Below are 21,524 nucleotides of genomic sequence, written 5' to 3' on the forward strand. Positions count from 1 at the left end.
TCCCGGCCGGCATCGCAGACCGTCCCGGCCGGCGGTGCGGACCGTCCCGGTCGGCGGTGCGGACCCTGACGCCCTGGCCGGTGCCAGCCCTCACACCCCGGCCGGTGCAGACCCTCACGCCCCGGCCGGTGCCGACCCTCACACCCCAGCCGGTGCCGACCCTCACACCCCGGCCGATGCGGACCCTCACACCCCAGCCGGTGCCGACCCTCACACCCCAGCCGGTGCCGACCCTCACACCCCGGCCGGTGCCGACCCTCACACCCCGGCCGATGCGGACCCTCACACCCCGGCCGATGCGGACCCTCACACCCCGGCCGATGCGGATCCTCACACCCCGGCCGGTGCCGTGGCGTCGCCGCTCCGGAGGCCTCGCGGCGGGGTCGAGCCGCCGGGCTGACGACGTGCCGCCCGACGTGCCCGCCGGGAGCGGGCCGGCCCCCGGCGGCCGGTGCCGGGGACCCGGGCCCGGATCTCGGAGCCCGGGTCGACCGGAGGCACCGCGCCGAGATTCACCTGACTTTCCTGTGGGCGGGTGTGCCGCACCGGGAACCCGGAGGGTGGGACATGCGGTGACGGGCGGGGCGGAGATCGGAGGGCGCAGGGCGATGGCGCGTCCGGTGGGTGTCGACCCCGGTACGACGGCCTCCGTGCCGACGGCAGCGGCCGGCGCGGGAGGACACCGCGGCGATCCGGCAGGCACCGGACCGTGCCGCGCAGACCGCGCAGACAGCGCGGAGGATCGGTTCAGCGATGCGGGAAGGGCCGCGGACCGGCCGGACCGGGCAGCACGGCGGCGAGGCGGCGGGAACCGGCCGGGGCGCCGCCCTGGTGGACGCCGAAACCGTCTACGGCGACAAGCCGGAAGCGGGCTGACAATGGACGAGGCACGGACGCCGGACACCCGGCACCCGGCGGCAGTCCCCGTGTCCATCTCGTGGACGGACCATAGCCACATGGAAAACACCGGTGCTACAAATACCGCATGTCGGACGCATCTGTTCGATTCAGGCGTCTCGCGTGGCGCACTGTGATCGGAAAGAGCCCCCGCAGCGTCGCCGGGCAGGTGTTCCTGCTCCAGGCCGCGCTGGTCGTGCTGCTCGTGCTCGGCGCCGTCCTCGCCCTCTTCCTGCAGTCGAAGCGGGACACCACCACCGAGGCCAAGCGCCGGTCCATAGCCGTCGCGGAGACCTTCGCCCACGCTCCGGGGGTGGTGGAGGCCCTGCGCAGCCCCGACCCGTCCAAGGTCCTCCAGCCGCTGACCGAGAGCGCCCGCAAATCCTCGGGGGTCGACTTCATCGTCGTCATGGACACCCACGGCATCCGCTACACCCACCCGATGCCCAGCCGGATCGGCAAGCGGTTCGTGGGCACCATCGAGCCCTCGCTGCACGGCAAGGTCTACACGGAGAGCGTGCACGGTCCGCTGGGCCACGAGGTGCAGGCCATCGTGCCGGTGGACGACAGCAGCGGCCGGGTGGTCGGACTGGTCTCCGCCGGACTGAAGGTCAAGCACGTCACCAGCGAGCTGAACCGGCAGCTGCCGATCATCCTGGGCGCCGGGTGCGGCGCGCTGCTGCTCTCGACCGGCGGTACGGCCCTGGTGGGGCGCAGGCTGCGGCGGCAGACCCACAGCCTGGCACCGGACGAGATGACCCGCATGTACGAGCACCACGACACGGTGTTGCACTCGGTGCGGGAGGGCGTCCTCATCGTCGGTGCCGACGGCCGGCTGCTCCTCGTCAACGACGAGGCCCGGCGCCTGCTGGAGCTGCCCGCCGACGCCGAGGGACGCGACGTGCGCGCGCTGCCGGATCTCGACCCCGCGACGGCGGACCTGCTCGTCTCCGGGCGACCGGCCAGCGACGAGGTGCACTTCGCCAAGGGCCGGCTGCTGGCGGTCAACCAGCGGCCCACGGACCGCGCGGGCGGCCCCGGCGGCACCGTCGTCACGCTGCGCGACTCCACCGAGCTCCAGGCGGTGTCCGGCCGGGCCGAGGCCGCCCGGGAGCGGCTGGAGCTGCTCTACGACGCCGGCCTGGCCGTCGGCACCACGCTGGACGTGGTCCGCACGGCCGACGAGCTGGCCCGGGTCGCCGTACCGCGGTTCGCCGACTTCATCACCGTCGACCTGGCCGACGCCGTGCTGCACGGCGAGGAGCCGGCTCCGACGGCCACGGACATGCGGCGGGTCGCCGTGGCCGGCATCGGGGACGACCACCCGCTCTACGAGCAGGGCCGGCTGATCGACTTCCTGCCGTCCACCCCGCAGGCCCGCGGCTACGGCGCCGGCCGCTCCGAACTGGTGACCGACCTTGCGGGCGCGGAGGGCTGGCGGGCCCAGGACCCCGAGCGGACCCGGCAGATCCTGGAGTACGGCATCCACTCGCTCATCGCGGCGCCCATCCGGGCCCGGGGTGTCGTCCTGGGCATGGCCAACTTCTGGCGCTCGAAACGGGAGCCCTTCGACGACGAGGAGCTGTCCCTGGCGGAGGAGCTGGTGGCCCGGGCCGCGGTCAGCATCGACAACGCGCGCCGCTACACCCGCGAGCACGCCCTCGCCGTCACCCTGCAGCGCAGTCTGCTGCCGCGGGCCCTGCCCGAGCAGAGCGCCCTGGACGTCGGCTACCGCTACCTGCCGGCGCAGTCGGGAGTGAGCGGGGACTGGTTCGACGTGATCCCGCTGCCCGGGGGCCGGGTGGCCCTGGCCGTCGGTGACGTGGTGGGGCACGGGCTGCACGCCGCCGCGACGATGGGGCGGCTGCGGACCGCGGTGCACAACTTCTCCACCCTGGACCTGCCGCCCGACGAACTGCTCCAGCACCTGGACGACCTGGTCGGCCGCATCGACCAGGACGAGGCCTGCCCGGAGACGGCCGGGGAGATCGTCGGCGCGACCTGTCTGTACGCGATCTACGACCCGGTGACGCGCCGCTGCGTCATGGCGCGGGCCGGTCATCCGGCGCCCGCGCTGGTCCACCCCGACGGCAGCGCCACCTTCCCCGACCTGCCGGCCGGGCCTCCGCTGGGCCTGGGCGGCCTGCCGTTCCGGACGGCCGAGCTGGAGCTGGCCGAGGGCAGCCAGCTGGTCCTGTACACCGACGGTCTGATCGAGGACCGCAGGCGTGACCTCGACGAGGGCATGGAGCTGCTGCGCCGGGCCCTGGCGGGCCACCCCGGCCGGTCCCCGGAGGAGACCTGCGGGGCGGTGCTGGAGCAGCTGCTGCCCGAGCGCCCCGGGGACGACGTCGCGCTGCTCGTGGCGCGCACCCGGGTGCTGCCCGCCGACCGCGTCGCCGACTGGGACGTGCCGCGCGACCCGGCCGCGGTGTCGGGGATGCGCGGCGCCGTCTCCGCCAAGCTGGACGAGTGGGGGCTGTCCGAGCTGGGCTTCGGCATGGAACTCGTGCTGAGCGAGCTGATCACCAACGCGATCCGCTACGGCTCCGATCCGGTCCATGTGCGGCTCATCCACGACCGCACGCTGATCTGCGAGGTCGCCGACGGCAGCAGCACCTCCCCGCACCTGCGGTACGCCGGGACGACCGACGAGGGCGGCCGCGGCCTGTTCCTCGTCTCCCAGCTGTCCGAACGCTGGGGCACCCGGTACACCCCGCACGGCAAGGTGATCTGGGCGGAGCTGGCGGTGCCGGACCTCGGCGCGCTGCTGGGCGAGTGAGCGGGGCCCCACGGCACGGGGCCACGGCGAAGGGCCGCGCCCCCCGGTGCCGGGGGGCGCGGCCCTGAGCCGCTGTGCGCCGCCGTCTACTTGCGGATCAGGTTGCGCAGCACGTACTGCATGATGCCGCCGTTGCGGTAGTAGTCGGCCTCACCGGGGGTGTCGATGCGGACGACCGCGTCGAACTCGACACCGGTGTCGGTGGTGACCTTGACCGTGCGCGGCGTGGTGCCGTCGTTCAGCTCGGTGACGCCGGAGATGGAGAAGGTCTCCTCGCCGGTCAGGCCGAGGGACTCGGCCGACTGGCCCTCCGGGAACTGCAGCGGCAGGACGCCCATGCCGATGAGGTTGGAGCGGTGGATGCGCTCGTACGACTCGGCGATGACGGCCTTGACGCCGAGGAGCGCGGTGCCCTTGGCCGCCCAGTCGCGGGACGAGCCGGAGCCGTACTCCTTGCCCGCCAGGACGACCAGCGGGATGCCGGCGGCCTGGTAGTTCTGGGAGGCGTCGTAGATGAAGGAGACGGGGCCGCCGTCCTGCGTGAAGTCGCGGGTGTAGCCGCCCTCGGTGCCCGGCGCGATCTGGTTGCGCAGGCGGATGTTGGCGAACGTACCGCGGATCATGACCTCGTGGTTGCCGCGGCGGGAGCCGTAGCTGTTGAAGTCGCGGCGCTCGACGCCGTGCTCCGTGAGGTACTTGCCGGCCGGGGTGTCGGCCTTGATCGCACCGGCCGGGGAGATGTGGTCGGTGGTGACCGAGTCGCCCAGCTTGGCGAGGACGCGGGCGCCGGCGATGTCCTCGACCGGGGCCGGCTCCATGCCCATGCCCTCGAAGTACGGGGGCTTGCGGACGTAGGTGGACTCGGCGTCCCACTCGAAGGTGTTGCCGGTCGGGACCGGCAGGGACTGCCACTGGGCGTCGCCCGCGAAGACGTCCTGGTAGGACTTGGAGAACATGTCCTCGCCGATGGCGCTGGCGACGACCTCGTTGACCTCGGCCTCGGAGGGCCAGATGTCCTTCAGGAAGACGTCGTTGCCGTCCTGGTCGGTGCCCAGGGCGTCCCGGGTGATGTCCACCTTCATGGAGCCCGCGAGGGCGTAGGCGACGACCAGCGGCGGGGACGCCAGGTAGTTCATCTTGACGTCGGGGTTGATACGGCCCTCGAAGTTCCGGTTGCCGGAGAGGACCGAGGTGACCGCGAGGTCGTGGTCGTTGACGGCCTTGGAGACCTCCTCCGGCAGCGGGCCGGAGTTGCCGATGCAGGTGGTGCAGCCGTAGCCGACGAGGTTGAAGCCGACCTTGTCGAGGTACGGGGTGAGGCCCGCCTTCTCGAAGTAGTCGGTGACGACCTTGGAGCCCGGGGCGAGGGTCGTCTTGACCCACGGCTTGCGGGTCAGGCCCTTCTCGACCGCCTTCTTGGCCACCAGCGCGGCGGCGACCATGACGTACGGGTTGGAGGTGTTGGTGCAGGAGGTGATGGCCGCGACCGTCACCGCACCGTGGTCCAGTTCGTACGAGGTGCCGTCGGGGGCGGTCACGGTGACCGGGTTGGACGGGACGGAACCGGTGCCCTGGCCGTGCTGCGGGGCGCCGGCGCCGTTCTCCTGGTGGCCGTAGGCCGGGGCGTCGGAGGCCGGGAAGGACTCGGCGCTGGCCTCGTCGACCGGGGAGGCGGCGGCGTCCGGGGTCTGGGCGACGGGCGCCTCGACGTAGTTGAGGACGTCCTTGGCGAACTGCTGGGCGGCCTCGGCGAGGACGATGCGGTCCTGCGGGCGCTTGGGGCCGGCGATGGAGGGGACGACCGTGGAGAGGTCGAGCTCCAGCTTCTCGGAGAAGTCGGGCTCGGCGGCCGGGTCCAGCCAGAGGCCCTGCTCCTTGGCGTAGGCCTCGACCAGGGCGACCTGCTGCTCGGAGCGACCGGTCAGACGCAGGTAGTTCAGGGTCTCGTCGTCGATCGGGAAGATCGCGGCGGTGGAGCCGAACTCCGGGGACATGTTGCCGATGGTGGCGCGGTTGGCCAGGGAGGTGGCGGCCACGCCCTCGCCGTAGAACTCGACGAACTTGCCGACCACACCGTGCTTGCGCAGCATCTCGGTGATGGTGAGCACGAGGTCGGTGGCGGTGGTGCCGGGCTGCAGCTCACCGGTGAGCTTGAAGCCGACGACGCGCGGGATGAGCATGGAGACCGGCTGGCCGAGCATGGCGGCCTCGGCCTCGATGCCGCCGACGCCCCAGCCGAGGACGCCGAGGCCGTTGACCATGGTGGTGTGCGAGTCGGTGCCGACCAGGGTGTCCGGGTAGGCCTTGCCGTCGCGGACCATCACGACACGGGCCAGGTGCTCGATGTTCACCTGGTGGACGATGCCGGTGCCCGGCGGGACGACCTTGAACTCGTCGAAGGCGGTCTGGCCCCAGCGCAGGAACTGGTAGCGCTCCTTGTTGCGGCCGTACTCCAGCTCGACGTTCTGCTTGAAGGCGTCGTTCGTGCCGAACTTGTCGGCGATGACGGAGTGGTCGATGACCAGCTCGGCCGGCGCCAGCGGGTTGATCTTGGCGGGGTCGCCGCCGAGCTCCTTCACGGCCTCACGCATGGTGGCGAGGTCCACGACGCAGGGCACGCCGGTGAAGTCCTGCATGATCACGCGGGCCGGCGTGAACTGGATCTCCTGGGAGGGCTGGGCCTGCGAGTCCCAGGTGCCGAGGGCGCGGATGTGGTCGGCGGTGATGTTCGCGCCGTCCTCCGTGCGGAGCAGGTTCTCCAGCAGGACCTTGAGGCTGTACGGCAGGCGAGCGGAGCCCTCCACCTTGTCCAGCCGGAAGATCTCGTACGACTCGTCGCCCACCTGCAGCGTGCTGCGGGCGTCGAAGCTGTTCGCCGACACGACAGTCTCCTTCATTGATGTGCGCGTACCACCGTCAATCGTGCCGCCACGCCGGCTTGGCCGAACCACTAAGGCCAGGCTAAGTTAGGCATGCCTTACTGGTGTGGCGACCACGGTGCGCCTCGGCAGATATCTCGATGTCGAGATAACACTAGTACATGGGCGCCGACTGGTCATGCCCGACCCGGCCCGGCGCGCACTCCGGGCCGGGCCGGGCGGCGGCTACCAGCTGCGTTCGGCGGTCATCTTGGCGGGAGCCATGACCGTCACGCTGCCGTGGTCGCCGTAGACGGACTTCCGCCAGCGGGCGAAGACCCTGGCGGCGCGCTCCAGCCCGTCGTCCTCCCACACGCCGTAGTCGACCCAGACGTCGGAGACCGTACGGCCGTCGCTGTCGGCCGCGCGGACGCAGACCCCCTCCACGTGGGCGGCGACGGCGACGTCCGCCTTCGAGGCGCTCGTCTTCAGGTAGGCGCGGAACTCCCGGGCCATCGAGTACCACGGGTGGCCGTCCGACGGGACCCGCCAGCCGTCCCCGGTCGTGTCCTCCGTGTCCTCCGTGTCGTCCGTGTCCCCCGTCTCCTCCGTGCCGTCTCCGGGCGGGCTCCCGGTCTCACTGGTGAGATCGGGCCCCGTCCGGTCGTCGCGGGACGTCGGACCGGACGGCTCCCGGTCGTCGCGCGCGGTGTCCCCCGCCCCGTCCGAAGAGCCCCGGCCGACGGACGGGGCGTCCGAGATGTCGTCCCCCGTGTAGTCCGAGGGCGGCGCGACGTCGCACCGTTTCCCGGACGCGGAGGGCCGCGACGACGGTCCGCCGCCGCCCGCCGCGCCCGTACGCTCCGCACCGCAGGAGACGAGCGCGCAGCAGCCGGCGAGCAACGCGGCGACGACGTACCGACTTGTCCTGGTCCTCATGTGTATCCCCCTTCGAGGTCTCAGAGGGACACAGGCGACAGGGGGTTGCCTGAGTGGGCGAACACCCTGGACATCGGGCGATTTGCCCGGATCTTTCCGGGTACCCATGCCTCATTGCACACAACGCCGCTGACGGACCGTCACCGGCATCACCCGAATGGACCCCCTGACGGGCACCATCTCATATCTGAGATAACCTCAACCTCATGTCAGACGACTACCTCGTACGCATCGGCAAGCTCATCCGTGACGCCCGGCAGCACCGGGGCTGGACTCAGACGCAACTGGCGGAGGCGCTCGGAACCAGCCAGAGCGCGGTCAACCGCATCGAGCGCGGCAACCAGAACATCAGCCTTGAGATGATCGCCCGCATCGGTGAGGCCCTGGACAGCGAGATCGTGTCGCTGGGCTACGCGGGTCCGATGCATCTGCGCGTGGTCGGCGGCCGCCGCCTGTCCGGCGCCATCGACGTCAAGACCAGCAAGAACGCCTGCGTGGCCCTGCTGTGCGCCTCCCTGCTGAACAAGGGACGCACGGTGCTGCGCCGGGTGGCACGGATCGAGGAGGTGTACCGCCTGCTGGAGGTGCTCAACTCCATCGGCGTGCGCACCCGCTGGATCAACGACGGGGTCGACCTGGAACTGGTCCCGCCCGCCGAGCTGGAGATGGGCGCCATCGACGCGGAGGCCGCCGTCCGCACCCGCTCCATCATCATGTTCCTCGGCCCGCTGCTGCACCGCATGGACCACTTCAAGCTCCCGTACGCCGGCGGCTGCGACCTGGGTACGCGGACCATCGAGCCGCACATGATCGCGTTGCGCCGGTTCGGTCTCGACGTCGCGGCCACCGAGGGCCAGTACCACGCCCGGGTGGACCGCTCGGTCCGCCCCGACCGGCCGATCGTGCTGACCGAGCGCGGCGACACCGTGACCGAGAACGCGCTGCTGGCCGCCGCGCGGCACGACGGCGTCACGGTCATCCGCAACGCCTCCTCCAACTACATGGTCCAGGACCTGTGCTTCTTCCTGGAGGCGCTGGGCGTCAAGGTGGAGGGCATCGGCACCACCACGCTCACCGTGCACGGCGTGCCGAACATCGACGTCGACGTGGACTACTCCCCCTCGGAGGACCCGGTCGAGGCGATGAGCCTGGTGGCCGCCGCCGTGGTGACCGAGTCGGAGCTGACGGTCCGCCGGGTGCCCATCGAGTTCCTGGAGATCGAGCTTGCGGTCCTGGAGGAGATGGGGCTCGACCACGACCGCAGCCCCGAGTACTGCGCGGACAACGGCCGCACCCGGCTGGTCGACCTCACGGTCCGCCCCTCCAAGCTCGAAGCGCCGATCGACAAGATCCACCCCATGCCCTTCCCGGGCCTGAACATCGACAACGTCCCGTTCTTCGCGGCCATCGCGGCCACCGCGCAGGGCAAGACGCTCATCCACGACTGGGTGTACGACAACCGGGCCATCTACCTGACCGACCTCAACCGCCTCGGCGGCCGGCTCCAGCTGCTGGACCCGCACCGGGTGCTGGTCGAGGGCCCGACCCGCTGGCGCGCCGCCGAGATGATGTGCCCGCCGGCCCTGCGTCCCGCGGTGGTCGTCCTGCTGGCGATGATGGCGGCCGAGGGCACCTCGGTGCTGCGCAACGTGTACGTCATCAACCGCGGTTACGAGGACCTCGCCGAACGCCTGAACTCCATCGGGGCGCAGATCGAGATCTTCCGGGACATCTGAAAGCCTTACGAGGAACTGCCGCCACGCCCCCCTCTCACCTGCACAAAGGCGGCGTGAGAGGGAGGTGGTGGCGCCCCTGGGACTCCTCGGGGACTTCGAGTCGGCGCCGACGGTCGCGCGCACGCCTGGGGGCTTTCGGGCCGGCCGGCCGGCGCCGGCGCGGTCGCACTCGGCGAGGGTGCCGTCGCGCGGGACGGAGTCGGGTCCGTGCTCGCGCAGCGTCGTCGACGGGCCCGGTGCACGTTCGGCGAGCAGGTCGACGGCTCATCTGGTCAGGCGTGGGCGGTGGGCTCCCTGGCCGGGATCCACCGCGTGTCGGGGAGTTGGCGGCACGACAGGAACTCGTGCGGGTCGCTGCCGGCGGTGCCGCCGACCTCACGCTTCCTGCAACCGCACTGCGGCCAGGACGGCTTGGGCCACTTCCTCGGGCGTGTGGCCGTCGGTGGCCACCACCGCGGTGGCCACCTCTTCGTACAGGTGCCGCCGCTCCTCCATCAGCTCCCGCCACCGCGTGTCCGGATCGACCGCGAGCAGCGGGCGAGCCGCCTTCAGGCCCGTGCGCTTGACGGCTTCCTCGACGTCCATCGAGAGGTAGACCACGGGCAACGCGGCGATGAGGGCACGGGTGTCGGCGTCGAGGATCGCGCCGCCGCCGAGCGCGAGGACGCCCCCGTGTTCGGCGACCGCCCGCCGCACCGCCTCCTTCTCCAGGGCACGGAAGGCCGGTTCGCCCTCCTTCACGAAGATCTCCGAGATGGCGCGGCCCTGCTCGGCCACGATGTCGTCGTCGGAGTCGCGGTAGCCGACCCCCAGCCGGTCGGCCAGCAACCGCCCGACCGTGGACTTGCCCACGCCCATCGGCCCGACCAGCACGACCAGCGGCACGGTGCTCATCGGATCGGCAGGTTCTCGAGGTAGGAGCGGACGTTGCGGCGGGTCTCGGGGACGCTGTCCCCGCCGAACTTCTCCGCGACGGCGTCGGCGAGGACCAGGGCCACCATGGCCTCGGCGACGATGCCGGCCGCGGGGACGGCGCACACGTCGGAACGCTGGTGGTGGGCCTGCGCGGGCTCACTCGTGGCGACGTCCACCGTCCGCAGCGCACGTGGCACGGTGGCGATCGGCTTCATCGCCGCCCGCACCCGCAGCAGCTCACCGGTGGATAGACCGCCCTCCGTACCACCCGAACGCCCCGTGGCCCGCTTGACGCCCTCGTCGGTGGTGAGGATCTCGTCGTGGGCCTGCGAACCGGGCACCCGGGCCAGATCGAAGCCGTCGCCGACCTCGACGCCCTTGATCGCCTGGATGCCCATGAGGGCCGCCGCGAGGCGCGCGTCCAGCCGCCGGTCCCAGTGCACGTGCGAGCCGAGGCCCACCGGCACGCCGTACGCCAGCACCTCGACCACACCGCCGAGCGTATCCCCGTCCTTGTGGGCCTGGTCGATCCGGGCGACCATCGCCTTCGAGGCGTCCGGGTCCAGGCAGCGCACCGGGTCGGCGTCCAGCTTCTCGACGTCCGCAGGGGTCGGGTACACGCCGTCCGCGGCCTTCGTCGCCGCCAGCTCCACCACGTGCGAGACGATCTCGACACCGGCCGTCTCCTTCAGGTACGACCGCGCCACCGCACCCAGCGCCACCCGTGCCGCGGTCTCCCGCGCCGAGGCCCGCTCCAGAACCGGCCGCGCCTCGTCGAAGCCGTACTTCTGCATACCGGCCAGGTCCGCGTGCCCGGGCCTGGGGCGGGTCAGCGGCGCGTTGCGCGCCAGCTCGGCCAGTTCGGCGGGGTCGACCGGGTCGGCTGCCATGACCTGCTCCCACTTCGGCCACTCCGTGTTGCCCACCATGACCGCCACCGGGGAGCCGAGAGTGAGGCCGTGCCGGACACCTCCGAGGAAGGTGACCTCGTCCCGCTCGAACTTCATCCGGGCACCACGGCCGTACCCCAGCCGTCGCCGGGCCAGGTGGTCGGCCACCATCTCCGTGGTGATCGGCACGCCGGCGGGAAGACCCTCCAGGGTGGCGACGAGCGCGGGCCCGTGCGACTCCCCCGCCGTCAGCCAACGCAGCCTTCCGGGGGCACTCACACGTCCTCCCCGGCGGATCGGGGGCCGCTGGAGGGGAGTTCGTAGGCCGGGAAGAGGCGGTGCATCTCCGTGTGGAAGCCGGGGAACGTCTTGGCCACGCAGTCCGGGTCGCCCAGGGTGATCGTGCCCGGAGCAGCGAGGCCGAGGACGGAGAAGGCCATCGCGATGCGGTGGTCGCGGTGGCAGACGATGCGCGCCGGGCGGAGCGGGCCGGGGAACACGGTGATCCAGTCCTCGCCCTGGGCGGTGTCGATGCCGCAGGCCCTCAGGTTGCGGGCGACGGCCGCGATGCGGTCGGACTCCTTCAGCCGGGCGTGGCCGATCCCGTGGATCGTGATGGGGGCGTCCGCCAGGGGCGCGATCGCGGCGAGCGTCATGAAGGTGTCGGAAAAGTCCCCCATGTCGACGGTGAAGCCGCCCCGGAGCCGGCCGGTGCCGGTCACGCTCGCGGCGCTGTCCGTCACGGTGACCTGTGCACCCACCTTCTCCAGGGTCTCAAGGAACCGCAGATCGCCCTGGAGACTGCCCGCGGTGAGGCCCGGCACGGTGATCGTCCGGCCCGTGACCGCCGCGGCGGCGAACACGTACGACGCGGTGGAGGCGTCCGGCTCGATCACCAGGTCGGTGGCCGTGTACCCGCCGGGCCCGACGCGGAGGCCGCCGTCGGCCGTCTCCTCCACCTGTGCGCCGAAGCGGCGCATGAGACTCACGGTCATGCCGACGTACGGGCTGCTGACCAGTTTCTCGGCCCGGGCCAGCAGACCGTGCCGCATGAGCGGGGCGGCCATCAGCAGTCCGCTGAGGTACTGGCTGCTCATGGACGAGTCCACCGTCAGTTCGCCGCCGGTCAGCCCGGCGGCGCAGACCAGCAGCGGAAGCCCGTCACCGGGCCCCGTCTCGACGTGGGCGCCGAGGCGGCGCAGCGCCGTCGCCAACGGCCGCTGTGGCCGGGCGCGCAACTGATCCGAGCCGTCGAACAGGAACGTGCCGCTGCCCGTGGCGGCGTAGGGCGGCAGGAAACGGGCCGCCGTGCCCGCGTCCGAGCACCACAGGCGGGCCTGTCCCACCGGCCCGCTGCCCCGGCCGGTCACCTCCCAGAATCCGGCCGGCGCGGCGTCGCGCAGCCCGACGCCGCAGGCGGTCAGCGCCGCGCGGAACGCGCGGGTGTCGTCACTGACCAGCGGCCCCCACACCCTGCTGACGCCCCTGGCCGCGGCGGCCAGCAGCAGAGCGCGGTTGGTGAGACTCTTCGAGCCCGGGATCCGCGCCTGGCTGCGCGGTGGGGCGATGTCGGCTGCGGTCATGGTCGTTCTCCATCGGTCATCAGGACAAGCGGGTTCAGACGCCGGGCAGGGAGGCGACCCGCCCGGCCGGGACGGTCTCCTCGTCCCGCCGGCGGCCGGTGTGGGACGGCTGCAGGCGCCGCTGCGGAGCGGCGCAGCCGTCCTCCAGGTGCCAGCCCTGCTCCGCCGTCCGGCGGCGCAGTTCCGCGAAGACACCGGCGGCGGCCGTGAACTCCACCGTCACACCACTGTGTTCCGGCGTGGCAATGGTGGTCACGTCGTGCGCTGCCATGTCGTGCTCGGCGAGGATGTCGAGCAACCGGGTCAGCTCGCCGGGGCGTTCGCCCACGGTCACCCGGAACGGCCGCCGTGCGGCGGACCGGTGGGCGGGCGGCGGCCCGATGGCCCGCAGCCCCGTCACACCGCGTTCGAGCAGTTCCAGCACCCGGCGTCCGGCGGCCGACTGAGGATCAGCGTGCTGTGCGAGGTGCTCCAGGGCGGTGCGGAGTTCCGTGAGGTCCTTCTCGACCTCCCGCAGCACCTGGACGACCGGTGCGGCGTTGCTGCAGAGGATGTCGGCCCACAGCCCGGGATCACCGCCGGCGACCCGGACGGTGTCGCGCAGCCCCTGTCCGGCGAGCCGCAGGGCGTCCGGCGTCGCGTGCAGGAGGCGGGCGGCGAGCAGGCTCGCCATCAGATGGGGGGTGTGCGAGGTGAGCGCCACCGCCCGGTCGTGTGCCTCGCCGTCCATGACGCGTGGCGTCGCCCCGCACAGGGCGACCAGTTCCAGGGCCAGGTTGAGCACGGTCTGGGACGTGCTCGGTGAGGGGGTGAGCACCCACGGGCGGCCCTCGAAGAGGTCGGCGCGCGCCGCCAGCGGTCCGGATCGCTCGCGCCCGGCCATGGGGTGGCCGCCCACGTAACAGGCGGCGGCGACGCCGTCGGCCGCCTGGTGCACGGGGAGGGCCTTGACGCTCGCGACGTCGGTGTAGGCCCGGGCGAGCCCCCGGGCGTGCTGCTCGGCGAGCACGCCGGCCATCGCGCGGGGCGGTACGGCGAGCACGGCGAGGTCGACCGGCCCGGCGGGGGGGTCGACGACGCCCGCTCCGAGCGCCGCCGCGGTGCGGGCCGCCGACGGATCACGGTCCACCAGGTGCACCGTGACACCGCGGCGGCTCATCGCCAGCCCCACGGAGGTGCCGATCAGTCCCGTCCCCACGACCGCCAGGGTGCGGATCACCGGGCCCCTCCTTCGGACGGGCCGCCGCCGGCGGGGCGCCGGGCGAGGTCCTGGCGCAGCACGGCGGCGCCGTCCAGGTAGACGTGCTGGATCTCGGCCCGCGAGCGGTCCGTCTCGACGTGCGCCAGGATCCGCACGGTGCGCGGCAGCCCGCCGCGTACGTCGAGCTCCCGGGCGCACATCAGCGGCACGTCGACCATGCCGAGGGCCCGGGCCGCCTCGGCGGGGAATGCGCTGACCAGGTCGGAGGTGGCGGTGAAGACGATGCTGACCAGGTCGTCCGGGACCAGGTCGTTGGCCGCCATGATCTCCTTGAGCAGCCGGCCGACCTGACTGTGCAGCAGCTCGGGTTCGTCCCGTTCCATCTGGACGGCGCCGCGTACCGCGCGCAGCGTCATGTCCCGCTCCCGGACGTCGCTTTCGTCGCCGAGGTGAAGTACATCTCGGCGACCAGGAACGCCAGGTCCAGCGACTGGCTGCGGTTCAGTCGGGGGTCGCAGGCGGTCTCGTAGCGCTGGTGCAGGTCGTCGACGAAGATCTCGTCGCCGCCGCCCACGCACTCGGTGACGTCGTCGCCGGTCAGCTCCACGTGGATGCCGCCCGGGTGGGTGCCGAGCGCCTTGTGCACCTCGAAGAAGCCCTTGACCTCGTCGAGGACGTCGTCGAAGCGGCGCGTCTTGTGCCCGGAGGCCGCCTCGAAGGTGTTGCCGTGCATCGGGTCGGTCACCCAGGCCACCGTGGCACCGGACGCCGTGACCTTCTCCACCAGCTCGGGCAGCTTGTCGCGGATCTTCCCGGCACCCATGCGGACGATGAAGGTCAGCCGGCCCGGCTCCCGCTCGGGGTCGAGACGGTCGATGTAGCGCAGCGCCTCCTCGGCCGTCGTGGTCGGGCCGAGCTTGATGCCGATCGGGTTGCGGATCCGCGAGGCGAACTCGATGTGCGCACCGTCCATCTGCCGGGTGCGCTCGCCGATCCACACCATGTGCGCGGAGACGTCGTACAGCCTGCCGGTGCGCGAGTCGACCCGGGTCAGGGCGGACTCGTAGTCCAGCAGCAGCGCCTCGTGCGAGGAGAAGAACTCGACGGTCTTGAACTCCTCCGGGTCGGTGCCGCAGGCCCGCATGAAGTTCAGCGCGTTGTCGATCTCCCGCGCGAGCTGCTCGTAGCGCTGGCCCGAGCGCGAGGTGCGCACGAAGTCCTGGTTCCAGGCGTGCACCTGGCGCAGGTCGGCGTACCCGCCGGTGGTGAAGGCGCGCACCAGGTTCAGCGTCGACGCCGAGGCGTGGTACATGCGCTTGAGCCGCTCGGGATCCGGAATGCGGGATGCGGGCGTGAAGTCCAGGCCGTTGACGGAGTCGCCCCGGTACACCGGGAGCGTCACGCCGTCGCGGGTCTCGGTCGGCTTGGAGCGGGGCTTGGAGTACTGCCCGGCGATCCGGCCGACCTTCACCACCGGCACGGAGGCCGCGTAGGTCAGGACGGCACTCATCTGGAGCAGCGTCTTGAGCTTGTTGCGGATGTGGTCGGCGGACACCGCGTCGAAGGCCTCGGCGCAGTCGCCGCCCTGGAGGAGGAACGCCTCTCCCCTGGCGACGGCCGCCATCCGGGCGCGCAGCTGGTCGCACTCGCCCGCGAAGACGAGCGGCGGGAAGGTCTCGAGGTCCGCGATCACCGCGCGCAGCGCCTCGGGGTCGGGGTACTCGGGCTGCTGCGCCGCGGGCAGGTCACGCCAGGAGTACCTGGCCCGTGCGGCCGGCCCGTCGGTCGGAACGGCCAGGTCGGCGAGGCCGGCCGGCGGCTGGTCCAGCAGATGGGTGCTCACGTGGGATCCTCCGCTGCCTGGAACAGGTGGTGGCGCTCCCCGATGGCGACGACCGTGGGCAGGTCCTCGGCCTCGGGCGGCGGGGGCGGTGTGCCCGGCACGGGGGGCGATCCCGCCTCCAGGAAGAAGCGGTCGACCCCGGAGGGGCTGAACAGCAGCAACTGGCGTGCCGTGTGGATGCCGTTGTTGCGGAACCGGTGGGCGGTGCCCTTCGGGATGAACACGAAGTCCCCCGGCCGTACGGCGTAGGTGCGCCCCCGGGCGGTGATGTCCAGTTCGCCGGAGAGCAGGTAGAACGCCTCGTCCGCATCGGCGTGGATGTGCAGGGGCGGTCCGCCGCCGGGCGGAACGGAGGCCTCGAGGAAGGTCAGGGAGCCGCCGGATTCCTCGTGGCTCAGCTTGACGGTGTAGACGTCGCCGCTCAGCCAGACCGACCGGCCCTCACCCGCCGGGACGTGCAGGACGTCCCGGACCGGCTGCTCCGGCTGCCCGTGCTGGTGGTCGTGACCGTCGTGGTGGTGGTGCGGGCTGGTGGTGGTGCTCTGTGACACTGTCCGTCCTTGGAGAGGGGAATCGGTGGGACCGTTCGGCGCCGGGAGCGGGCCGGTCAGAAGAACGGGCTGCGGGACTCCCCGCCCAGCAGGACCTGCCCGGTCAGTTCGAGGATGGAGTCCTGCGCGACGGCGTGCTGGCACATGGTGTGGGCGTCGCGCAGCCAGCGGTCCAGCGGAGACGTCCCGCGGTAGATGGACGAGCCACCCACGAGGTCGAACAGCTCGGAGACGATCGTCCGGGCGGTGCGGAAGGCGTGGTAGCGGGCCAGGGCGGTGGCGGTGCGCTGCCGGGCCGTGGTCTCGTCGCCCCGCTCCAGGGCCGCCCACTGCTCCTGGAGGCTGGTGTAGACGCCGGCGCGGGCGGCGGCCAGCTCCATCTCCGCCCGGGCCAGGGTGGATCGGACCCGCGGGCTGTCCGCCCACGGCGTGCCGCTCTCCCGGTCGACGCGGGTGCGGGCGAGGTCCCGTACGTGGTCGAGGGCGGCGCGGGCCATGCCCAGCGGGACGCCGGACATCTTGCGCAGGATGGCGTCGGGCGTGGCGTGCAGGGGGCCGGTGCGGCGCGGCACGCGGAAGGAGAAGGAGTGTTCCTCCGGCACGAACAGATCGGTCACCTTGTAGTCGCAGGAACCGCTGCCGGCCAGTCCCGTGGTGTGCCAGGTGTCCACGATCTCGTACTGGCCGGGCCGGGCCACCATGACGCGCCAGTGGACGGGGTCCCCGGTGACGGGGTCGGTCTCCGGCTCGCCGTCCCGGAAGACCCGGCATCCGGCGACCAGCACCTCGCAGTGGGTGGAGCCGCTGCCGAACCGCCAGTGGCCGGAGACGCGGTAGCCGCCCGGCACGCGCTCGGCGCGGCCCTGCGGGTGGATCCAGCCGGAGTTGGGGGTGTCCGGGGCGTCGTAGAACTCCCGGACGGCGGCCTCCTCCAGATAGCCCGCGTAGATCCCCGAGTCCATGCCGATCATGGCGCACCAGGCGGTCGAGACGTCCCCGGTGGCCAGGGTCTCGATCAGCTCGGTCTGTTCCATCGAGGTCAGCTCCGGGCCGCCGCGGTCCTTGGGAACGGCGGCGCGGAACACGCCGCCCCGGCGGAGCAGGGCGACGACGTCCTCGGGAAGCCTGCGGGCGGCCTCGATGTCGGCGGCCCGCTCCCGCAGGAAGGGCACGGCCTCCCGGGCGTGTCGCAGGATGTCCTCGGCGGTGTTGGGCACCTGGGCGGTCTCGTCCGCCCGGGCCGGCTGGGTGAGGGTCACATCGTCCTCCGTGGGGGTCAGGCGTACCGGCCCGGTGCGATGACCTGGCGCGGGTCGAGGGTCTGCTTGAGCCGGCGGGCCAGGGCGCGCGCGGCGGGGTCGACGGAGAGCCGGTCGACCCATCGGTGGTGGTCGGAGTCGAGGCGGTACGGGTGGAAGCCGGCCTCGGCGAACAGCTCGTACGTCCGGTCGAGCGCCTGGTGCGCCCGTGCGGCGTCGGCCTCGGTGCGCGGGAAGCGGAAGGAGACGACGAGGTCGATGACGTCCGGGTCGAGGGCGTTGATGGTGGAGCCGGCCTGGACGCCGGTCTCCTCGTGGACCTGCGCGAGGAGTTCCTGCGAGCGGGCGACCGCGCGGCCGGTGAAGGGAACCAGCGGCAGGAAGAACAGCCAGCCGCCGCCCTTGGCATCGACCTGGTCCGCCTCCTGGCCGACGGCCGACCGGAGCATGGCCTCGTTGTGCGAGGGGTCTCCCGCGTAAAGCCGTTCCACGGCACGCGCGACGAGGTCGTCGGGGGCGGGGGGATGCTCGTCCGAGCGCTGCGCGGGGGTGAACAGCCCGCTGCGGGCGGCCTCTTCCTCGATGACCTCCGTGACGGCGGCGACGGACCGCTCGGTGCCGTCGACGCACACATGGGCCACGTACGCGTCGCCGAGGCCACCGTAGGACTGGGTGGAGACGGTGTCGTAGACCTTGAGAACCCCGCTGACCAGGCCCTGCGCGGTCCAGCGCCGCAGTTCGTCGATGGCCTGCGGCAGCTGGTCGCGGCCGAAGCCGAGCCGCAGGACGCGCTGGGCTTCGGGGCGCGGCAGGAGCCGGACCACGCCCGCCGTGACGATGCCGAGGTCGGACTGGGTGAACAGGGACAGCGTCGAGGGGCCCAGGCCCTGCGGGTTGACCGCGCCCGCCCGGTCGCCGTGGGGCCACCAGCCCACGCGTACCAACTCGCCGTCGGGCAAGACCACTTCCAGGCCGGCGAGGTCAAGCGTGCGCTGCCTGCGCAGGCCTACGCCGCGGTCGACGATGTTGCCGAGGACGCTGGTGTGCCCGGAGGAGGCGGTGACGTTCAGCATGCGGTCGGTGTCGGCGAGCAGTTCGGCCAGCCGCAGCTGGGTGACACCGGGCTCGATGATCGCCCAGCCCCCTTCGACGTCCAGGTCGCGGACCGCGTCCAGGGCCTGGAGTTCGAGGGTCACCACGCCGTCGCGGGCCGGTTCGCGCGACCCCAGGCCCCAGTTGCGTCCGGTGCTGATGGCCTGGAGGCGGGGGCCGCCCTCGGTGCCGGCGAAGGCCCGCACGACGGCGCGCACGTCCTCGACGGTGCGCGGCCGTACGACGCCGTAGACGTCACGGGGGGTGAACATGCTGACGTTGGCGCCGGGTGGCAGGGGCTGCGACTCCTCGCCGACCGCCCGTATCGCTTCGGCGGGAACTCCCGCGGGAAGGACAGACAAGGGACACCTCACTGATGTGTGGTTCGGAGGGTTCCGCGATGGAAGAGCAGCGGCTCGCCGCTCTCCTCGCCGTGCTCGATGGACTCCACGCGGCTCAGGAACAGGCTGTGGTCGCCGCCCTGGAAGACCTGCTCGACGGAGCAGCGCAGCGTGGCGAGTGCGACGGACAGCACCTCCCGTTCGAGCAGGGCCTCCAGTTCGGGACCGCAGGGCTTGTCCCGCGAGGCGAACAGCCCGGCGGTCGCGGCCTGCCGGTCGCTGAGGAGGTGGACGGAGAAGGAGCGGCTGTCGCACAGCACGGGATGCGCGCGCGCCGTGTGCAGAACGCTCACCAGGATGCGGGGCGGCGCCAGCGACACGGACATCAACGCGTTGATGGTCATGCCGACGGCCCGCTCGCCACTGCCGGTGCACAACAGCGCGACACCGGTGGGGAACAGCCGCATGGCCGAGCGCAGATCCACGGCGTCGGCTGCCGGTTCGGGGACATCTGTACGGTGGGAATTGCGGTAAACCGTCGTGGACACTGGCACTCGATTCACTCGGCGGCCGGACCAGAAGCTCTGTGGAACAAACTAGTCACCCGATCCCGCCGAAAGCCACTGATAACCCGGGTAATTGTGCGGCTACTCGGCCTACTCGCATGAGTAACCGGCGGCCCGGACAAGAGGGCAGAGAAAAGTGCGCCGCCGGGAATTCCGGCGACGCACTGAAAGGCAACGGGAAGAGCGGGAGAAAGGGAGACGAATAAAAGGGAAAGGGAGGCGGGACGGAGGGGTCAGGACAGGGTCAGTACGGCCTTGCCCCGCACCCGGCGGGCGAGCACCTCCTCGGCCAGCTCGCCGGCCGCCCGCCAGTCGGCCACCCGGCTCGCGCTCACCCGCAACCGGTCCTCGGCCACGAGACGGGCCAGGTACTCCAGGTCGGCGCCGGTGCGCCCGCCGGCCTGGATCCCGATGAGCGTCAGCCGCTTCTCCACCAGCCGGTACGGGGCGAGCGGTGTGTCGAGGCCGGAGGCCGCCCCGATGCTGATCACCGTGCCGTCGTCGGCCATGCGCTCCAGGAGCCCGGCGAGCAGCGGGCCGCCGACCTGGTCGAGGAGGACGTCGACCGGGGCCACGATGTCCGCCGGATCGGTCACCACCTGTCCGGCGCCCAGTTCGGCCAGGCCCGTCCCCCGCGCCGGGTCGCCCACCACGGCCACCACCTCGGCGCCCTGGATCCGGGCGAGCTGCACGGCGAAGTGGCCCACTCCGCCCGAGGCCCCGGTGACGGCGACCCGGTGACCCGGCGCGACCGCGGCCCGGCGCAGCGCGCGCAGCGCGGTGAGGCCGGCGACGGGCAGGGCGGCCGCCCGGACGAAGTCCACCTCGTCCGGCAGCACCGCCAGCTCGTCCACGCGTACGGCGCGCAGCTCGGCCCAGCCGCCGGACCAGCCCCAGGTGACGACGCGGGCGCCCGCCGCGGGTCCGGCGCCCGACGCGGCGGGCCGCTCCACGGTGCCCGCGGCGTCCCAGCCCGGCACGGCGCCCTCCTCGGCGGCGGCGCTGCCGGTCAGGGGCAGCTCCCCGTGGTTGAGGGAGGTCGCGGCGATTCTGACCAGGACCTCGTCGGGTCCCGGTACCGGGTCGGGGACGTCGGCGAGCCGCAGACCGCCGGGGGCGGTGCGGTCGATGACCAGAGCGCGCATGGGCTGACTCTTTTCCGTCGAGGGGCGCAGGCGGGCGGGCTTCTCGCGGCGGGCGGTCAGAGGTTGGATCCCCCGTCCACCGCGATCGACGCGCCGGTGACGAACGCGGCCCCGGGGGAGACGAGGTGGGCCACGGTGTGGGCGATCTCGTCGGCGGTGCCGTAGCGGCCGAAGACGTTCTGCGAGCGCTGGTACTCGGCGGAGGGGCCGTCCGCCGGGTTCATGTCGGTGTCGATGGAGCCCGGGGCGACCTCGTTGACGGTGATCCCGCGCGGCCCCAGGTCCCGGGCCAGCCCGAGGGTGAGCCCGCGCACCGCGGCCTTGCTCATGGCGTACGCGGTCATGCCCGGGCCGGGGACATGGGTGGCCAGGCAGCTGCTGATGTTGACGATCCGTCCGCCCTCGCCCATGTGCCGGGCGGCGGCCTGCGCGGTGAGGAAGGCGCCTCGCGTGTTGACGTCGAGCGTGCGGTCCAGCACCTCCAGTGAGGTGTCCTCCAGCGCCGGCAGCGACATGTCCATGTATCCCGCGTTGTTGACCAGGATGTCGATGCCGCCGAACTCGCGGGCCACCCCGTCCACCGCCGCGCGGACGGCCTCCGGGTCGGCGGCGTCGGCGGCCACGGCCAGGACCCGGACGCCCGTGGAGCGGCCGATCTCCTCGGCGACGGCCTCCGCCTGCTCCTTGTTCCGGGCGAAGGTCAGCGCGACATCGGCCCCGTGCGCGGCGAGCCGCCGGGATACCGCCGCGCCGATGCCCCGGTTTCCTCCGGTGATCAGCGCGGTCCTGCCGACGAGGTTCCTGACGATGTCCATGCGCTCAGACCCGTTCTCTCGATGTGTCGGGGGCGGACGAGAAAGCGCCGCGGTGGTCGGTACGGACCGCGGTGCCCTTCCGACCCGACCCTAGGAGCGGTGCGCGGGAAT

At 72.4% G+C, this 21,524-nt stretch carries 17 protein-coding genes and 1 pseudogene; 3 read left to right on the plus strand and 15 right to left on the minus strand.

What is annotated here, in order from left to right; translation table 11 throughout:
• Positions 1-753: 753 nt before the first annotated feature.
• Positions 754-876, plus strand: a complete 123-nt coding sequence (locus ACZ4VF_RS06505) for a hypothetical protein (RefSeq protein WP_467923500.1) — start codon at positions 754-756, stop codon at positions 874-876.
• Positions 877-985: 109 nt separating this feature from the next.
• The gene (locus ACZ4VF_RS06510) at positions 986-3,679 is read left to right on the plus strand and encodes a SpoIIE family protein phosphatase (protein ID WP_467923501.1); all 2,694 of its coding nucleotides are present in this window, start codon (positions 986-988) and stop codon (positions 3,677-3,679) included.
• 86 nt (positions 3,680-3,765) lie between these two features.
• On the opposite strand, the gene ACZ4VF_RS06515 is transcribed toward ACZ4VF_RS06510, so the two are convergent.
• Positions 3,766-6,561, minus strand: a complete 2,796-nt coding sequence (locus tag ACZ4VF_RS06515; RefSeq protein ID WP_467923502.1) for an aconitate hydratase — start codon at positions 6,559-6,561, stop codon at positions 3,766-3,768.
• Positions 6,562-6,783: 222 nt separating this feature from the next.
• Positions 6,784-7,476 (minus strand): hypothetical protein, encoded by a 693-nt coding sequence (locus ACZ4VF_RS06520; protein ID WP_467923503.1) that lies wholly within the window; start codon positions 7,474-7,476, stop codon positions 6,784-6,786.
• Positions 7,477-7,682: 206 nt separating this feature from the next.
• On the opposite strand from ACZ4VF_RS06520, the gene ACZ4VF_RS06525 reads away from it, so the two are divergent.
• Positions 7,683-9,212, plus strand: coding sequence for a helix-turn-helix domain-containing protein (locus ACZ4VF_RS06525; RefSeq protein ID WP_467923504.1), 1,530 nt, complete (start codon positions 7,683-7,685; stop codon positions 9,210-9,212).
• A 144-nt stretch (positions 9,213-9,356) separates the two neighbouring features.
• Here the strand turns inward: ACZ4VF_RS06525 and ACZ4VF_RS06530 are convergent.
• The 13 genes and pseudogenes from ACZ4VF_RS06530 to ACZ4VF_RS06590 form a co-directional block, all read right to left on the minus strand.
• Positions 9,357-9,473: pseudogene (locus ACZ4VF_RS06530) on the minus strand (IS5/IS1182 family transposase); the annotation flags it as partial.
• A 114-nt stretch (positions 9,474-9,587) separates the two neighbouring features.
• Positions 9,588-10,106 carry a shikimate kinase gene (locus ACZ4VF_RS06535; RefSeq protein WP_467923505.1) on the minus strand — a complete coding sequence of 173 codons (519 nt, stop codon included), beginning with the start codon at positions 10,104-10,106 and terminating at the stop codon, positions 9,588-9,590.
• Positions 10,103-11,296, minus strand: a complete 1,194-nt coding sequence (gene aroC, locus ACZ4VF_RS06540; protein ID WP_467923506.1) for a chorismate synthase — start codon at positions 11,294-11,296, stop codon at positions 10,103-10,105. The genes ACZ4VF_RS06535 and aroC overlap by 4 nt, the downstream gene beginning before the upstream one ends.
• Positions 11,293-12,600, minus strand: coding sequence for a 3-phosphoshikimate 1-carboxyvinyltransferase (aroA, locus tag ACZ4VF_RS06545; RefSeq protein WP_467923507.1), 1,308 nt, complete (start codon positions 12,598-12,600; stop codon positions 11,293-11,295). The genes aroC and aroA overlap by 4 nt, the downstream gene beginning before the upstream one ends.
• Positions 12,601-12,634: 34 nt before the next feature.
• Positions 12,635-13,819, minus strand: coding sequence for a prephenate dehydrogenase (locus ACZ4VF_RS06550; RefSeq protein ID WP_467923508.1), 1,185 nt, complete (start codon positions 13,817-13,819; stop codon positions 12,635-12,637).
• Entirely contained in the window at positions 13,816-14,217 is a 402-nt protein-coding gene (aroH, locus tag ACZ4VF_RS06555) for a chorismate mutase (protein ID WP_467923509.1), read from the minus strand. Before aroH ends, ACZ4VF_RS06550 begins: the two co-directional genes overlap by 4 nt.
• The gene (locus tag ACZ4VF_RS06560) at positions 14,214-15,599 is read right to left on the minus strand and encodes a class II 3-deoxy-7-phosphoheptulonate synthase (RefSeq protein WP_467923788.1); all 1,386 of its coding nucleotides are present in this window, start codon (positions 15,597-15,599) and stop codon (positions 14,214-14,216) included. Before ACZ4VF_RS06560 ends, aroH begins: the two co-directional genes overlap by 4 nt.
• Before the next feature lie 41 nt (positions 15,600-15,640).
• Positions 15,641-16,195 (minus strand): cupin domain-containing protein, encoded by a 555-nt coding sequence (locus tag ACZ4VF_RS06565; protein WP_467923510.1) that lies wholly within the window; start codon positions 16,193-16,195, stop codon positions 15,641-15,643.
• Between the two features lie 56 nt (positions 16,196-16,251).
• Positions 16,252-17,454 (minus strand): acyl-CoA dehydrogenase family protein, encoded by a 1,203-nt coding sequence (locus ACZ4VF_RS06570; protein ID WP_467923511.1) that lies wholly within the window; start codon positions 17,452-17,454, stop codon positions 16,252-16,254.
• 17 nt (positions 17,455-17,471) lie between these two features.
• Positions 17,472-18,908 (minus strand): FAD-binding oxidoreductase, encoded by a 1,437-nt coding sequence (locus ACZ4VF_RS06575; RefSeq protein ID WP_467923512.1) that lies wholly within the window; start codon positions 18,906-18,908, stop codon positions 17,472-17,474.
• Between the two features lie 8 nt (positions 18,909-18,916).
• The gene (locus ACZ4VF_RS06580) at positions 18,917-19,372 is read right to left on the minus strand and encodes a flavin reductase family protein (RefSeq protein WP_467923513.1); all 456 of its coding nucleotides are present in this window, start codon (positions 19,370-19,372) and stop codon (positions 18,917-18,919) included.
• A 314-nt stretch (positions 19,373-19,686) separates the two neighbouring features.
• Complete coding sequence (locus tag ACZ4VF_RS06585; RefSeq protein ID WP_467923514.1) at positions 19,687-20,598, minus strand: zinc-binding dehydrogenase; 912 nt, start codon at positions 20,596-20,598, stop codon at positions 19,687-19,689.
• 56 nt (positions 20,599-20,654) lie between these two features.
• Positions 20,655-21,413 (minus strand): SDR family NAD(P)-dependent oxidoreductase, encoded by a 759-nt coding sequence (locus ACZ4VF_RS06590; protein WP_467923515.1) that lies wholly within the window; start codon positions 21,411-21,413, stop codon positions 20,655-20,657.
• Positions 21,414-21,524 lie beyond the last annotated feature (111 nt).

The organism is Streptomyces sp. NPDC029151 (assembly GCF_055564315.1).

What these genes read in the sequence shown, in the direction of transcription:
- ACZ4VF_RS06535 (WP_467923505.1), bottom strand. Translation starts at nt 10,106, where the DNA reads ATGAGCACCGTGCCGCTGGTCGTGCTGGTCGGGCCGATGGGCGTGGGC.
- ACZ4VF_RS06520 (WP_467923503.1), bottom strand. Translation starts at nt 7,476, where the DNA reads ATGAGGACCAGGACAAGTCGGTACGTCGTCGCCGCGTTGCTCGCCGGC.
- ACZ4VF_RS06525 (WP_467923504.1), top strand. Translation starts at nt 7,683, where the DNA reads ATGTCAGACGACTACCTCGTACGCATCGGCAAGCTCATCCGTGACGCC.
- ACZ4VF_RS06505 (WP_467923500.1), top strand. Translation starts at nt 754, where the DNA reads ATGCGGGAAGGGCCGCGGACCGGCCGGACCGGGCAGCACGGCGGCGAG.
- ACZ4VF_RS06590 (WP_467923515.1), bottom strand. Translation starts at nt 21,413, where the DNA reads ATGGACATCGTCAGGAACCTCGTCGGCAGGACCGCGCTGATCACCGGA.
- aroA (WP_467923507.1), bottom strand. Translation starts at nt 12,600, where the DNA reads ATGACCGCAGCCGACATCGCCCCACCGCGCAGCCAGGCGCGGATCCCG.
- ACZ4VF_RS06510 (WP_467923501.1), top strand. Translation starts at nt 986, where the DNA reads ATGTCGGACGCATCTGTTCGATTCAGGCGTCTCGCGTGGCGCACTGTG.
- aroH (WP_467923509.1), bottom strand. Translation starts at nt 14,217, where the DNA reads ATGACGCTGCGCGCGGTACGCGGCGCCGTCCAGATGGAACGGGACGAA.
- ACZ4VF_RS06585 (WP_467923514.1), bottom strand. Translation starts at nt 20,598, where the DNA reads ATGCGCGCTCTGGTCATCGACCGCACCGCCCCCGGCGGTCTGCGGCTC.